The organism is Oleiphilus sp. HI0086, from assembly GCF_001635225.1.
On sequence record NZ_LWFZ01000115.1, the window covers coordinates 1 to 747 of the forward strand.

Below are 747 nucleotides of genomic sequence, written 5' to 3' on the forward strand. Positions count from 1 at the left end.
TATGAAAAAAAAGGATGATTGCTATGAGTAAAAAGTTCTGGGGTATTACAGCCTCTACTGTTGGTGCTGCGACGGTATTTCACTTCGCGACCTTACCACCAGCACCGCCGAGTGTGCCGCCTGTTCCAGAAAACATAGCTATTCCAGAGGTGCCCACCTTAACGCCTTACGACTTGCCAACGGGTAACGTTGAGGTTTCTGACGAACCCTATCGAGCGACTTTCCGAAGTGTCGGGATTCCAGACTTAATCGAAAACGATCTAACCACTGGTGTATACAAAGGTACCCCTTACTGGCTGGAAAGAGCTGAGTGGTTTAACGAGAACTATTACAATACTCTGGCAGCACGTAAAGTCTGGCCAGAAGGTAAATCGCCAGATACGCATGAGCGTGGTGACCCAGTAACATGGGCGATAGAGCCTATTGCTCAATATACTCCGCCTCCTTGTGATCAGCCTCAGCCAACCGGCTATGATGCTGAGGGTTGTCGTTATGTCAATGCACTGTTCAAAGATGTTGAAGCAGTTGACCCTGAAAAAGCTCAAGCAATGAGAGATCAAGCCCGTCGTGGCCGTGATGTTTGGTTTAAAGGTACCTTTGGTAATCAGGATGAGAACATCATTCACCAAGCACGACTAACCGGTAAAGAGGGTATGAACTACCCGTGGTTAGATACTCGCACTCGTCCTTATCGTTTCACCAAATGGGGCTTGATCAACGACCCGGATTGTAAGCAAGGTGATGCGT

Annotated in this window: 1 protein-coding gene; it reads left to right on the forward strand. The window is 48.1% G+C overall.

The features are described 5' to 3' along the window. Positions 1–23 precede the first annotated feature (23 nt). The coding region (locus tag A3756_RS01635; RefSeq protein WP_197481097.1) for a hypothetical protein at positions 24–747 on the forward strand (724 nt) is incomplete at its 3' end.